This window comes from Serratia sp. P2ACOL2 (assembly GCF_003691565.1).
Taxonomy (GTDB): domain Bacteria; phylum Pseudomonadota; class Gammaproteobacteria; order Enterobacterales; family Enterobacteriaceae; genus Serratia; species Serratia liquefaciens.
Genome location: NZ_CP033162.1, coordinates 1,556,140 through 1,569,337, shown reverse-complemented (window position 1 = coordinate 1,569,337; position 13,198 = coordinate 1,556,140). Strand labels below are relative to the sequence as shown.

General features: G+C 56.5%; 14 protein-coding genes. 10 read left to right on the top strand and 4 right to left on the bottom strand.

Annotated elements, in window-relative coordinates; all coding sequences use genetic code 11:
* Positions 1 to 106 precede the first annotated feature (106 nt).
* Positions 107 to 1,123, top strand: a complete 1,017-nt coding sequence (gene ltaE / locus EBA31_RS07540) for a low-specificity L-threonine aldolase (RefSeq protein WP_122078086.1) — start codon at positions 107 to 109, stop codon at positions 1,121 to 1,123.
* Positions 1,124 to 1,159: 36 nt separating this feature from the next.
* On the opposite strand, the gene EBA31_RS07535 is transcribed toward ltaE, so the two are convergent.
* Entirely contained in the window at positions 1,160 to 1,507 is a 348-nt protein-coding gene (locus tag EBA31_RS07535; protein WP_122078084.1) for a DUF1294 domain-containing protein, read from the bottom strand.
* Positions 1,508 to 1,652: 145 nt separating this feature from the next.
* On the opposite strand from EBA31_RS07535, the gene EBA31_RS07530 reads away from it, so the two are divergent.
* Both EBA31_RS07530 and EBA31_RS07525 read left to right on the top strand, forming a co-directional pair.
* Positions 1,653 to 3,092 (top strand): DUF2867 domain-containing protein, encoded by a 1,440-nt coding sequence (locus tag EBA31_RS07530; RefSeq protein ID WP_122078082.1) that lies wholly within the window; start codon positions 1,653 to 1,655, stop codon positions 3,090 to 3,092.
* A gap of 157 nt (positions 3,093 to 3,249) precedes the next feature.
* Positions 3,250 to 4,260 (top strand): NAD(P)-dependent oxidoreductase, encoded by a 1,011-nt coding sequence (locus tag EBA31_RS07525; protein ID WP_020826093.1) that lies wholly within the window; start codon positions 3,250 to 3,252, stop codon positions 4,258 to 4,260.
* On the opposite strand, the gene EBA31_RS07520 is transcribed toward EBA31_RS07525, so the two are convergent.
* The gene (locus tag EBA31_RS07520; RefSeq protein ID WP_122078080.1) at positions 4,261 to 5,097 is read right to left on the bottom strand and encodes an N-acetylmuramoyl-L-alanine amidase; all 837 of its coding nucleotides are present in this window, start codon (positions 5,095 to 5,097) and stop codon (positions 4,261 to 4,263) included.
* Positions 5,098 to 5,286: 189 nt separating this feature from the next.
* Here EBA31_RS07520 and EBA31_RS07515 point away from each other — a divergent pair, with 189 nt between their 5' ends.
* Positions 5,287 to 6,804 (top strand): DUF3300 domain-containing protein, encoded by a 1,518-nt coding sequence (locus EBA31_RS07515; protein WP_122078077.1) that lies wholly within the window; start codon positions 5,287 to 5,289, stop codon positions 6,802 to 6,804.
* A gap of 38 nt (positions 6,805 to 6,842) precedes the next feature.
* On the opposite strand, the gene EBA31_RS07510 is transcribed toward EBA31_RS07515, so the two are convergent.
* Positions 6,843 to 7,166, bottom strand: coding sequence for a heavy metal-binding domain-containing protein (locus EBA31_RS07510; protein ID WP_020826090.1), 324 nt, complete (start codon positions 7,164 to 7,166; stop codon positions 6,843 to 6,845).
* Positions 7,167 to 7,327: 161 nt separating this feature from the next.
* Here EBA31_RS07510 and EBA31_RS07505 point away from each other — a divergent pair, with 161 nt between their 5' ends.
* From EBA31_RS07505 to artJ (EBA31_RS07480), 6 genes are all read left to right on the top strand, one after another.
* A complete protein-coding gene (locus EBA31_RS07505; RefSeq protein ID WP_122078074.1) occupies positions 7,328 to 7,876 on the top strand; it encodes a lipoprotein in 549 nt (182 codons plus the stop codon).
* A gap of 262 nt (positions 7,877 to 8,138) precedes the next feature.
* Complete coding sequence (artP, locus tag EBA31_RS07500; RefSeq protein ID WP_020826088.1) at positions 8,139 to 8,867, top strand: arginine ABC transporter ATP-binding protein ArtP; 729 nt, start codon at positions 8,139 to 8,141, stop codon at positions 8,865 to 8,867.
* A 33-nt stretch (positions 8,868 to 8,900) separates the two neighbouring features.
* Positions 8,901 to 9,632 (top strand): arginine ABC transporter substrate-binding protein, encoded by a 732-nt coding sequence (gene artJ / locus EBA31_RS07495; protein WP_020826087.1) that lies wholly within the window; start codon positions 8,901 to 8,903, stop codon positions 9,630 to 9,632.
* Positions 9,633 to 9,641: 9 nt separating this feature from the next.
* Positions 9,642 to 10,358, top strand: a complete 717-nt coding sequence (gene artQ, locus EBA31_RS07490) for an arginine ABC transporter permease ArtQ (protein ID WP_041414381.1) — start codon at positions 9,642 to 9,644, stop codon at positions 10,356 to 10,358.
* A complete protein-coding gene (gene artM / locus EBA31_RS07485) occupies positions 10,358 to 11,026 on the top strand; it encodes an arginine ABC transporter permease ArtM (RefSeq protein WP_020826085.1) in 669 nt (222 codons plus the stop codon). The genes artQ and artM overlap by 1 nt, the downstream gene beginning before the upstream one ends.
* A 207-nt stretch (positions 11,027 to 11,233) precedes the next feature.
* A complete protein-coding gene (gene artJ, locus EBA31_RS07480; RefSeq protein WP_115059312.1) occupies positions 11,234 to 11,968 on the top strand; it encodes an arginine ABC transporter substrate-binding protein in 735 nt (244 codons plus the stop codon).
* Between the two features lie 63 nt (positions 11,969 to 12,031).
* Here the strand turns inward: artJ (EBA31_RS07480) and rlmC are convergent, their stop codons facing one another.
* Positions 12,032 to 13,159, bottom strand: a complete 1,128-nt coding sequence (gene rlmC, locus EBA31_RS07475) for a 23S rRNA (uracil(747)-C(5))-methyltransferase RlmC (RefSeq protein WP_122078072.1) — start codon at positions 13,157 to 13,159, stop codon at positions 12,032 to 12,034.
* Positions 13,160 to 13,198: the final 39 nt, after the last annotated feature.

Below are 13,198 nucleotides of genomic sequence, written 5' to 3'. Positions count from 1 at the left end.
GCTATGATGAAAACCGCATTCCCTTTCACATTAGCTATCCCCAATAGATTTCAAGTTGCAGCCAACAACGCTGCGGCTTGAAAGATCAAGGGGATAAGGAATTTTTATGCTTATTGATCTACGCAGCGACACAGTAACCCGCCCCAGCGCCGCTATGCGTGAAGCCATGGCCCAGGCCGAAGTCGGTGATGACGTTTATGGCGATGACCCTACGGTCAACGCACTGGAGGCGGAAGCGGTTCGCCTGTCCGGTAAAGAGGCGGCGCTGTTCTTGCCGAGCGGCACCCAGGCAAACCTGGTAGCGCTGCTGAGCCATTGCCAGCGCGGTGACGAATACATCGTCGGCCAGCAGGCGCATAACTATAAATACGAAGCCGGCGGTGCCGCGGTACTGGGTAGCATCCAACCGCAGCCGATTGAAGCCACCCCGGACGGTACCCTGCCGCTGGACAAGGTCGCGGCGGCAATTAAACCCGATGATATTCACTTTGCCAGAACCCGTCTGCTGAGCCTGGAAAACACCATCAGCGGCCGCGTGTTACCGCTGGCGTACCTACAACAGGCCTGGCAATTCAGCCGTGAACACAAGCTGGCACTGCATATCGACGGGGCGCGCATCTTCAACGCCGCAGTTGCGCTGAATGTGCCGCTGAAAGAGATCGTGCAGTATTGCGACACCTTCACCATTTGCCTGTCGAAAGGGCTGGGCGCACCGGTAGGCTCGTTGTTGTGCGGCAGCGAAGCCTTTATTCAGCAGGCGATACGCTGGCGCAAAATGACCGGCGGCGGCCTGCGTCAGGCCGGTATTCTGGCCGCCGCGGGACTCTATGCGCTGGAGCATAATGTCGAACGGTTGCGGGAAGATCACGATAACGCCAAGTGGCTGGAACAGCAGTTGCAAAACATTGGCGTGGAGATCGCCGAGCCGGGCGCGCAAACCAACGTACTGTACCTGCGTCAGTCCCCTGAATTGGCGGCAAAACTGGGCCCCTGGATGCGCGAGCGCGGCGTGCTGATCAGCAGCGGTCCGCTGACGCGTATTTTGACCCACCTCGACGTCAGCCGTCAGGATTTACAGCACGTGGTCGATTTGTGGCAACAATTCCTCAAGCAGCATGCCTGATGCATGCCTCAACGGGGCGCTAACACGCCCCGTGTTTTAGAGGATCCAGCGGCCGTAAACCCAATACCAGATCGCCAACGTTGCCACGACGTTCAACACCACGCTGAAGATAAACCAACTTTTGAACGGCTGTTTTTGGGTTTTGTGACGGAACAATTGCTGCGCAACGATCGCCCCAATCCAGCCCCCCACCAGCCCGAACACCCATAGCGTGCTTTCAGGCACCCGACGCCAACCCTTGCGCGCGGCCAGTTTATCGACACCGTACACCAATAACGTCAGCAGGTTAGCCAACAGCCACCACATCCAAATCGGATGCAGGAAAAATAAACTGGCGATCAGCGCCAGACCTAACAGGGCATAACAAACGGCATTGAGTTTCATATTTTTTCGGCTTAGCACAGACAAACGGTGCGTAGTGTGACGCTGCCTTAAGGTGGATGCAATGTCCGCATAACCACACAAAAAGTGCATTTAAACCCTGAGTTTGGCATGCTGTCATCGACTTCCACTGCATAAGGCAGCGCTAATGACACCTCAACGCGTATTGGTTCTTGGAGCCAGCGGCTATATTGGCCAGAACCTGATCCCCCACCTGATCGAACAGGGACACAGCATTACCGCCGCCGCGCGCCGCCTTGAATGGCTTCAGGAGCAGCATTGGCCGCAGGTCAACTGCCAGTACGTGGATGTCTACCAACCAGAAACCCTGACCGCCGCGCTGTGGGAGATCGACGCCGTTTATTATCTGATCCACGGTATGGGCGACGGTGATGACTTTATCGAAAAAGAACGCCAGGCGGCGGAGAATCTGCGCGATGCGCTACGCAACGCCAGCGTAAAACAGGTCATTTTTCTCGGTGCACTGCAGCCGGAAGGCGAGAGTTCACCGCACCTGGTGGCACGCAAGCTGACCGGGGAGATCTTGCGCCAGAGCGGCGTACCGGTCACCGAGCTGCGCGCCAGCATCATTGTCGGCCCCGGTTCGGCGGCCTTCGAAATTATGCGCGATATGGTCTACAACCTGCCGGTGCTAACCCCGCCGCGCTGGGTGCGTTCCAAATCTTCGCCGGTCGCGTTGGAAAATCTGCTGGTGTATCTGGCCGATCTGCTGGCGCACCCGGCGGAAGAAAACCGCATTTTTGACGTCGCCGGCCCGGAGTACATCAGTTATCAAACAATGTTTGAACGCTTCATTGCCATCAGCGGCAAAAAACGCTGGCTGATCCCCATCCCCTTGCCCACCCGGTTTATCTCGGTATGGTTCATCAGCATGATCACCTCGGTGCCCACCTCGATCGCCAATGCGTTGATCCAGGGGTTGAACCACGATCTTCCCGCCGACGGTAAACCGCTACAGGCTCTGATTCCACAGACGCTGCAAACCTTCGATCAGGCGGTGGCGGCTACCCTGCGGCGCGAGGAAGAAGTGGTCGACTCCGCCGACTGGGGCTACGATCCGGAAGCGCGAGCCCGCTGGCGACCAGGCTATGGCTTCTACCCGAAACAGGCGGGCTGTTCGCTGGAAACCCAGGCCTCCAGCCAGGCGCTGTGGCATACGGTGCAGCAACTGGGCGGGAAAGAGGGCTATTTTTACGCCAATATCCTGTGGAAAATCCGTGCCCGCATGGACGATATGATCGGCAATCGCGTGGTTTATGGCCGCCCCCAGCGTGAGACGTTGGCCATTGGCGACCTGGTCGATGGCTGGAAGGTCATCACCATTAAACCGCTGCGGCAGTTGGCGTTGCTGTTCGGCATGAAAGCGCCGGGGCTGGGCCGGCTGGTTTTCACCATCAAAGATCATGGCGACCACCGCACCCTGGATGTGCGTGCCTGGTGGCACCCTGCCGGTTTTAGCGGACTGCTGTATTGGTTCGCCATGATGCCCGCTCACCTGTTCATTTTTCGCGGTATGGCGCGCCGTATCGCCAGGCTGGCCGAAGAGAACCCGCGCAATATGTCCTGACCATCGCTTATTTGTCGATCAACCGCACAGTTTACTGCTGCGGTTAGGGCCTTTCCGATTGCATAGCGCACGAAATAACGGAAGAATGGCATCTTATTTGCTGGAACGCCGCTGAAGGCCGTCAGCATTCTGATTTTTGGTGAGAATAGAGTTCGTTATGAAGGTATTGGTCACCGGTGCAACCAGTGGGTTAGGCCGTAACGCCGTTGAATATCTCCGCCGCCAGGGCATTAAAGTGCGTGCCACCGGCCGCAACCAAGCCATGGGCAGTCTGCTGGAAAAAATGGGCGCGGAATTCATTCATGCCGATCTCACCAACCTGATCTCATCGCAGGCCAAAGCCATGCTGGCCGACGTGGACGTGCTGTGGCACTGTTCCAGCTTCACCTCGCCATGGGGCACCGAAGAAGCCTTCGAACTGGCCAACGTGCGCGCTACCCGTCGCTTGGGCGAGTGGGCAGCGGCCTACGGCGTTTCACAGTTTATCCATATCTCTTCGCCGGCGATCTACTTCGATTACCATCACCATCGCAACATTACCGAAGACTTCCGCCCCGCACGCTATGCCAACGAGTTTGCGCGCAGCAAAGCCGCCGGTGAACAGGTGATCCAGCAGTTGGCGATGTCCAACCCGCAAACCCACTTCACCATCCTCCGCCCTCAGGGGTTGTTCGGGCCGCATGACAAAGTGATGCTGCCGCGCCTGTTGCAGATGATCAAACGCTACGGCAACCTGCTGCTGCCACGCGGCGGCGCGGCACTGGTGGACATGACCTATCTGGAAAACGCGGTGCACGCCATGTGGCTGGCCACCCAGAAAGAAAATACCCCGTCCGGCCGCGCTTATAACATCACCAATCAGCAGCCACGTCAGTTGCACAGCGTGGTGCAGCAGTTAATTGACGAGTTGGGGATGAAGTGCCGGATCCGCTCTGTGCCCTATCCCATGCTCGATATGATGGCGCGCGGCATGGAGAAACTCGGCAGCAAAAGCGAGAAAGAGCCGGTACTGACCCACTATGGGGTCGCCAAGCTCAATTTTGATCTGACGCTGGACACCACTCGTGCCCAGCAGGAGCTGGATTACCGGCCGATAGTTTCGCTCGATGAAGGCATTTCCCGCACCGCTCGCTGGCTAAAAGAACACGGTAAACTGCACGGCCTTTAATTAGCGAGCTGCCCCGTACTTCAACAGCAAGGCATCAACGATCGCCTCCGTCTCCGCATCCGGCTCACCGCGATAATCGCTGGGCCGGAAATGCATCTGAAACGCCGCCAGCACGTTCTTCTGCTGCCTGACATCCCACCGAGCGTCAATACCATAACCGTAACGCGCCAGCTTTTCGATCAAGGGGGCCAGGGGCACGGCCGCCTGCTTGTCGCGGCCGGCCAGTAGCTTCTGCACCTGCTGCTCGTCCGGCCAGGCGCCAATACCGGCCTGCGCCAGTTGCCGCCAGGGGAATAACGGACCCGGGTCCTGTTTGCGTTGGGGCGCTATATCGCTGTGCCCCACTACGTCTGTCGGCTGAATGCCATAGCGTTGGATGATATCGCGGCTCAGCGGGATCAACAGGGCTATTTGCTGTGGCGTATAGGGCTGCCAATGGGTAAACAACAGGGTCCGGTTGAACCCGCGATTGACTATTTCAATCCCTATCGAGGTATCGTTCAGGTTGGTTCTGCCGCGCCAGGTGCTGGCCCCGGCATGCCATGCGCGCAGGGCTTCAGGCACCAGTTGAAACGCCACCGGTTTGCCCTGAACCAATGGCGGGTGCGCGGGCAGCAGATAGTGCGCGCTGACGTGTTCATCCGTCAGGGTTTTAAGCGAGGAATGGAAATCTTCTGCGGTGTAATGCATCACCAGAAAACGAATGCGCTGGTCTGCTCCCTGCGCCTGATGCAGGGTTTCCAACTGATAGTCGCCCCGGTCTATGGTGGTGCTTTGCGGTGCGCTTTGGCAGCCGGCAAGCAATGCGGCAACAAATATCCCTGGCCAAATTTTCACGAATCCCTCCTGCCGTCGAGCGGCTCAAATTTGTAACTTAAATTGATTAATCTGTATCCAATAATCAAGTTAATCAATAAATGATGACAGAGAGGCCAGATGTGCAAGTGAGTGTTGCGCCGCGCTGGCGGACTCCATGGCAGATGATAGCTTCATAGTATTACCTGCGCTGATAAAAGTGAGTCGCTCATGTTCAAGCTCAACCCTGTCGCCTGGCTGATCTGCATCGCCATGCTGCCGCTCAGCGGCTGTGACCAAAAAACGGTAGCCAATACCATGGGGGGAACCGCGCCTGCTGTGGCCACGCCCGCGGCAGCATCAACCTATACGCCACTGAGTGCCGATCAATTGTATCAACTGGTCAGCCCGGTGGCGCTTTTTCCTGACAAACTGTTGGCGCAGGTGCTGGCCGGTGCGGGTTATCCCGATCAAATCAGCGCGGCGGATAACTGGCTGGCGCAAAACCGGGGGTTGCAACCGGCCGCGCTCACCGCAGCCGCTGGCGCTCAACCCTGGGACCCCAGCGTACGCGGTTTGGTACAATTTCCTGACGTGCTGGATCAGATGGCTAAAAATATTCCCTGGACCACCGCGCTGGGCAGCGCTTATCTCAACGACCCTACCGACGTGATGAACGCCATTCAGGTCATGCGCCAACGTGCCGCCGCCAAAGGCACGCTGAAAACGTCGCCGCAGCAAAGGGTGGTCATCACGCCTGCAACCCGTTACGTTGAACCGCAACCCTATCCGCAAAGCGTCGTGGTTGCGCCGGCGCAAACCATTGTCATCGAGCCCAGCCAACCGGATGTGGTTTACGTGCCGCGTTACGATCCCTGGGTGGCCTATGGCGAACCTGTCCCGGCCTACCCGAGCTATCACTATCAGAGTGCTTCAGGCTATAGCAGTGGCGATATGCTGGCGGCAGGCGTGATCAGTTTTGGCGTGGGCATCGCGGTCGGGGCATTGATCAATCAGCATCATGACAACTGGCATAGCTGGGACGTGCGCTGGAATGATCGGCGTCAACCGGTGGTCTATAACAATGCGCCTTATATCTCGCACTCCACCACGGTGATTAACCGTGTCACCAATATCAACCAATACAATAATGTGAATCGCAGCACCACGGTGAATAACTACCACAATGCGCCAGTCAATCAGGTGCCGCATTTTGCCGCACCAACGCCTTATGCAGCCCCTAAGGTTGCCAACCTGCAACAGCCACATTTTACGCCGCCCGTCGCAGCCAATGAACGCCAGCCGATGACGGCGCCGAACTTTACCCATGCAGCTACGCCAGCGCCCCATGCGATGACACCGGTCGCCCATGTTCAGCAGCCAATGACCCTGCCGAGTTTCGCTCATTCAACACCGGCAGCCGTGCGCCCGCACCCAGCGACAGTCACGGCCCCCGTTCATCAGGCCGAGATCCGACCGGCTCGTACGCCTGAACAACATCTACCGACACCTGTCAGCGTACAGCAAAGGGCGCAGTTGCCGGCCGTTAAACCTGTCGAACACGTCGCGCCCAAGGCTAACGTTATTCGCCCGCAGCCGGTTCAACCACGGCCAAATGCCATGATGTCGCATAGCGCACCAACGCCGTTCCATCAGCCACAGATTCAACAGGCACAGCATCACCCTGCCCCAGCGGCCAAACCGCAGGAACATCGCCCGCTAAAAGTGGAAGAACACAAGGTAGGATAAACGAATGCCCCCGGTCATGGCCGGGGGCAAAGAAAGGATTAGCGGCTGACTTTCACCGCGGTACCGCTGACGGTCACCATTAACATGCTGCTGTCTTTACCCACGGTTTCGTAATCGATATCAATGCCGACCACCGCATTGGCGCCCAATTCTTTCGCTTGCTCCTCCAACTCCCGGAAGGCAATCAGGCGCGCTTTACGCAGCTCTTTCTCATAAGCGCCCGAACGGCCGCCCACGATGTCGCGCACGCCGGCAAAAAAATCGCGGAAAATATTCGCGCCCAAAATGGCCTCGCCGGTGACAACGCCGCAGTACTCGGTAATAGTAAACCCTTCCAGGGTCGGGGTAGTGGAAAGCTGCATGAAAACTCCTTGCTTGATTGATTCATCGCACTTATCTGACCATTGATTTGGCATTATGTTCTGTATTGAAATGGCACGCAGTACGAATGCAAGGCCAGAAATCGCATTTATACTGTAGGCTAATGGTCTTCATGGTAGAGACTTTCACATAAGGTAATGAGATGAAAACAAAAACGATTGCGGCTGTTTTGCCCTTAGCGCTGTTACTGAGTGCCTGCACCACCGTCGAACCGGCATTCAAGGATATCGGCTCCCGTACCGGCGGTTGTGTGGAAGGCGGCCCGGATACGGTCGCACAGAAATTTTACGATCTGCGCCTGCAACAGGGCGCCGCTACCACCCTGCCCGACAGCAACCGTCTGGCGCAGTTGCAACCTTACCTGAGTAAAGTGCTGTATCAGGATCTGGTGACCGCCAACCAGAACCCGGACAAACATCAGGTCACTGGCGATCTGTTTACCGGCAACGCGCAGGGACCGACCAGCGCCACCGTCGCCAGCGCTTCTACCATCCCGAATACCGACGCAAGAAATATTCCATTGCGCGTACAGCTCAGCTACCAGAAGGACGGCGGCAGCGCGGTCAACTGGCAGGATGAGGTGCTGATGGTGCGTGAAGGCACCTGTTGGGTGGTGGATGATATCCGCTATCTGAACGTGCCGCCGCATGCCGCCAGCGGCACGCTGCGTCAGGTATTGGAAAACCAGTAAGCTCACACGCCCCACCGTCATCTGCTTGATGCCGGTGGGTAAAAAAATGCCTTGATTCCGCTCAACATTCGTTCACTTTGAGAATTTTCGCTACATACCTCACAGCGTGCACGACAAATCCCCCTTCGAACCTGACTCGCGGTATCTTGTGCTATTCTTTTACTATCCTGCCGCGCAGTAATAAATTTTAACGCACAAAGATTGCATAAGTATTCTGTGGAAGTTAACATTCGCGGCATCAATATCTATTCAATTCTGGCGCATGAGCATTCAACTTAACGGTATCAACTGCTATTACGGCGCACATCAGGCGCTGTTTGACATCACGCTGGATTGCCCAGCAGGGGAAACTTTAGTGCTGCTGGGTCCAAGCGGCGCGGGGAAAAGTTCATTGCTGCGGGTGCTGAACCTGCTGGAAATGCCGCGCTCGGGTCAGTTGCAGATCGCCGGCAATCAATTCGACTTCAAGCAGGCTCCTGGCGAGAAAGCCATTCGTGAGCTGCGTCAGAACGTCGGCATGGTATTCCAACAATATAATCTCTGGCCTCACCTTACCGTGGTGCAAAACCTGATCGAAGCGCCGTGTCGTGTGCTTGGCCTGACCAAAGCTCAGGCGATGGAGCGTGCCGACAAGTTGCTGAAGCGTTTGCGCCTGACCGATTTTGCCGACCGTTTCCCGCTGCACCTTTCCGGCGGCCAGCAGCAACGCGTGGCCATTGCCCGTGCGCTGATGATGGAGCCGCAGGTGCTGCTGTTCGACGAACCGACCGCCGCGCTGGATCCTGAAATCACCGCCCAAATCGTCAGCATCATTCGCGAGCTGGCCGGCACCGGGATCACCCAGGTGATCGTCACCCACGAAGTGGAAGTGGCGCGCAAAACCGCCAGCCGCGTGGTCTACATGGAAAACGGCCACGTAGTGGAACAAGGCGATGCCAGCCACTTTGCGCAGCCGCAGACCACCGAGTTTGCCAATTACTTATCACACTAACAATTTTACTTGCTGTAATTTGGGGAGTTTGCGATGAAAAAACTAATAATCGCCGCCGTTCTGGCTGGTATCAGCGTTTCCGCCTCTGCAGCCGAAACGATCCGTTTCGCTACCGAAGCTTCTTATCCTCCGTTTGAATTTATTGACGCCGGCAACAAGATCCAGGGGTTTGACGTCGATCTGGCCAATGCCCTGTGCAAAGAAATGCAGGCCGAGTGCAGCTTCACCAATCAGGCTTTTGACAGCCTGATCCCGAGCCTGAAGTTCAAGCGCTTTGACGCGGTCATGGCCGGTATGGACATCACGCCTGAACGTGAAAAACAGGTGCTGTTTACCAAACCGTATTACGACAACTCCGCGCTGTTTGTCGCCCAGAAGGGCAAAGTTGCCGACGTAGCGGCGCTGAAAGGCAAAAAAGTGGGCGTGCAGAACGGTACGACACACCAGAAATACCTGACCGATAAGCACCCTGAAATCACCACCGTGCCTTACGACAGCTATCAGAACGCCATTTTGGATCTGAAGAATGGTCGCGTTGACGCGGTATTTGGTGACACCGCAGTGGTCAACGAATGGCTGAAACAGAATGCCGCTCTGGCCGCGGTAGGCGATAAGGTGACCGACAAAGACTACTTCGGTACCGGGCTGGGCATTGCCGTTCGCCAGAAAAATACCGATCTGCAGGGCAAGTTCAATGCCGCCCTCGACAAGATCAAACAGGATGGGACTTACGAAACCATCTACAAAAAATGGTTCCAGCAGTAATCTATCCCCATGAATGAAATTCAACCTCTAGCAAGCGCCGCCGGGATGACCGTCGGCCTTGCCGTTTGTGCCCTTATCCTCGGGTTGATCCTGGCGATGCTGTTTGCCGTCTGGGAGTCATCGCGCTGGAAAGTGGTCAGCTGGCTCGGCACCGCCTGGGTTACGCTGTTGCGCGGCCTGCCGGAAATTCTGGTGGTGCTGTTCATCTATTTCGGCTCATCACAGCTGCTGTTGATGCTGTCCGACGGCTTCACCCTGAACTTTGGCCTGTTCCAGCTGCCCGTCCAGCTGGCGATTGATAATTTTGAAGTCAGCCCATTCCTGTGTGGCGTAATTGCCCTCGCCCTGCTCTATTCCGCCTATGCGTCACAAACATTGCGCGGGGCGCTCAAAGCGGTGCCACAGGGGCAATGGGAATCCGGCCAGGCTCTGGGGATGAGCACTGCAGCGATTTTCTTTCGCCTGATCATGCCGCAGATGTGGCGCCACGCCCTGCCAGGGCTGGGCAACCAGTGGCTGGTTTTACTGAAGGATACCGCGCTGGTGTCGCTGATCAGCGTTAACGATCTGATGCTGCAGACCAAGAGCATCGCCACTCGCACCCAGGAGCCTTTTACCTGGTATGTGATCGCGGCGGCCATCTATTTGGTGGTGACCCTGTTTAGCCAGTACATCATCAAACGCATTGAACTGCGCACCACGCGTTTTGAGCGGGGGCCAGCCTGATGTTTGAGTTCTTGCCGGAAATTATCAAAGGGCTGCACACAAGTCTGACGCTGACCGTTACCGCGCTGATCGTGGCACTGCTGCTGTCATTGGTGCTGACGGTGATCCTGACGCTGAAAACGCCGATCCTGACGCCGCTGGTGAAAATCTATATCACCCTGTTCACCGGTACGCCGCTGCTGGTGCAGATCTTCCTGATCTACTACGGCCCCGGCCAGTTCCCGGCGATCCGCGAATATCCGTGGTTGTGGGATCTGCTGTCGCAGCCGTGGCTGTGTGCGATGATCGCATTGGCGCTGAACAGCGCGGCCTACACTACCCAGCTGTTTTACGGTGCGGTGCGGGCGATCCCCGCCGGTCAGTGGCAATCTTGCGAAGCGCTTGGCATGTCGCGTGCCCAGTCGTTGCGTATCCTGCTGCCCTTTGCCTTCAAGCGTGCGCTGTCGTCTTACTCCAACGAAGTGGTGTTGGTGTTCAAGAGCACCTCGCTGGCCTACACCATTACCCTGATGGAAGTGATGGGATACAGCCAGCTGATGTATGGCCGTACCTACGACGTGATGGTGTTTGGCGCTGCCGGGTTGGTCTATCTGTGCGTCAACGGCCTGCTGACGTTGTTGATGCGCGTGGTCGAACGTCGGGCGCTGGCATTCGAGCGCCGCAACTGAGCCCGCCCCCTCAGGTTTCGGAGCCCTGCCATCGTGCAGGGCTTTTTTATTTTCGTCGTAATTTTTTAATCATTTATATTGCATATTAATGCATTAAATGTCAGGGTAAACGTCGATAAACAGCCGCCAAAACCTTTGGGTTATTGTCAGTAAAATCAAGCGGTGAAGAGATAAAAACACGCAGACTTGCAGACAGGAGCTTTACGCATGAAAAAACTATTACTTGCCGCTACGGTATTGGCGGGCATCGCCTTCAACGCCAGTGCAGCTGAGACCATTCGCTTCGCCTCTTCCGCCACCTATCCCCCCTTCGAATCGCTGGATGCCAGCAACAAGATTGTCGGGTTTGATATCGATCTGGCTACCGCGCTGTGCAAGCAAATGAAAGCCGAATGCACCTTTACCAATCAGGCGTTCGACAGCCTGATCGCCGCCCTGAAATTCAAAAAATACGACGCGGTGATTTCCGGTATGGACATCACGCCAGAGCGCAGCAAGCAGGTTTCCTTTACCCAGCCTTACTACGCCAACTCGGCAATCGTCATCGCGCAGAAAGGCAAATTCAGCTCGCTGGCGGATCTGAAAGGCAAAAAGATTGGCATGGAGAACGGCACCACCCATCAAAAATACATGCAGGATAAGCACCCGGAGATTAACACCGTCTCTTACGACAGCTACCAGAACGCCATTCTCGAACTGAAAAATGGCCGTATTGACGGCGTGTTCGGTGATACCGCGGTGGTCAACGAGTGGCTGAAGAATAACCCGCAATTGGCGCCGGTCGGCGAGCACGTTACCGATGCTCAATACTTCGGCACCGGCCTGGGCATTGCTGTGCGTCCGGACAACCAGGCGCTGCTGGCCAAGCTGAATGCCGCTCTGGACGCCATCAAGGCCGACGGCACCTACAAAGCCATCAACGACAAGTGGTTCCCGCAGTAAGATCTCTCCAGGGCGTGTTATGCACGCCCTATTTCAAACTGTATGCTTATTGCCGAAACGCCTTTAGTGGCGCACCAGCAGAGTCAGCACTTCGTAATGGGCGGTATGAGGGAACATATCGAACAGTTGCACGCGTTCAATGCGGTAATCCGGTAACATCTCAATGTCTTTCGCCATCGTCTCGGCGTTACAACTCGAATAGAGAATATAGCCGGGCGCCATCTGATTCAGATAGTCGCACAAATCCTTGCCGATGCCGCGCCGTGGCGGATTAACCAGCACTAATTGGGGGACGCTACCCTCAGCGGTGGCAAATTTCGTGGAATCCAGCGCCTGGAAGTTAACCTGTTGCAGACCGAGCGTTTTCGCTGACTGACGCGCACAGGCAATCGCCTCGGCGCTGATCTCAATACCGGTCAGGCGGGTATCCGTCTGCGCACAGTGCAGGCCAAATCCCCCCACACCGCAGAACAGATCCCACATGCTTTCAATACCCAATGCACGAACCCAGTCACGAGCGGTAGCGTACAGTTCAGCCGCCACCTTTGGGTTGGTCTGGAAAAAACTTTGTGGGCGGATATACAACGGCACCTGATTGAATTGCTCTTCCAGCGCCTGCTGTTCGGTCAGCGGGATCTCCAGCTCTCCTTCCATAATCGCCATATGCACCGGCTGAATATTGGCGGAGATCACCCTGAGTTGTGGCAATTGCTGCTGTAACCACGGCAACGCCGCTCGCAGCTGTGCCAATTTACTCTCCGAGCGCAGTACAAAGCGCAGCATCACGCCGCCGCTGTGGGTGCTTTCGGTCAACAGCAGATACTTCAGTTCCCCGCGCTTACGCGCCACGTTATAGGGCGTCAAACCGGCGCGGGCGATAAAACTTTTCAACACCGCGAACATGGGCGCAAAACTGGCGGGGTACAGTGGACAGCCACTCAGATCAACCGGCGTGCCATCGCGGTGCAGCATGCCGAGCAACGGGCGCTCTACGCTGCCGCTGACCACCATTTTGGCCTTATTGCGAAATGCGCTCTGCTCGCCGGCAATCGGCGCCAGCCAATGCGCGACGTCGCGTTCGGCCAGCAGGGATTGCAGGTGATGCTGTTTGTCTGTCAGCTGCTGCGGGTAAGGCTTTTCCAGCCACTGACAAGAACGGCAGGTGCCCGCCGTATACAAGGCGCAATGCATTAAGTTGACTCTGAGTTCGGGGTGAATAATTAAGGGCGC